Below are 341 nucleotides of genomic sequence, written 5' to 3'. Positions count from 1 at the left end.
CGAACACGGAAGTTAAGCTCTTTAGCGCCAATGGTAGTTGGGACTTTGTCCCTGTGAGAGTAGGACGTTGCCAGGCTTATATATCGGAGGATTAGCTCAGCTGGGAGAGCACCTGCCTTACAAGCAGGGGGGCGGCGGTTCGATCCCGTCATCCTCCACCATCGACTATTTAAGTCAGAGATTGCACGCCGGTGTAGCTCAATTGGTAGAGCAACTGACTTGTAATCAGTAGGTTGGGGGTTCAAGTCCTCTTGCCGGCACCATTTTTTTCGAGCCATTAGCTCAGTTGGTAGAGCATCTGACTTTTAATCAGAGGGTCGAAGGTTCGAGTCCTTCATGGC

General features: G+C 51.0%; 2 tRNA genes and 1 rRNA gene. All 3 read left to right on the top strand.

What is annotated here, in order from left to right:
• Positions 1-76: ribosomal RNA gene (gene rrf / locus SB717_RS40325) — 5S ribosomal RNA — on the top strand; the annotation flags it as partial.
• 9 nt (positions 77-85) lie between these two features.
• Positions 86-161: transfer RNA gene (locus tag SB717_RS34340), tRNA-Val, on the top strand.
• Between the two features lie 26 nt (positions 162-187).
• A tRNA-Thr gene (locus SB717_RS34335) sits at positions 188-263 on the top strand.
• The last annotated feature ends 78 nt before the right edge of the window (positions 264-341 follow it).

The sequence above is a fragment of the Priestia sp. SIMBA_032 genome (assembly GCF_046535215.1).
Taxonomy (GTDB): Bacteria; Bacillota; Bacilli; order Bacillales; family Bacillaceae_H; genus Priestia; species Priestia aryabhattai.
This window is presented reverse-complemented; position numbering and strand designations above follow the sequence as displayed.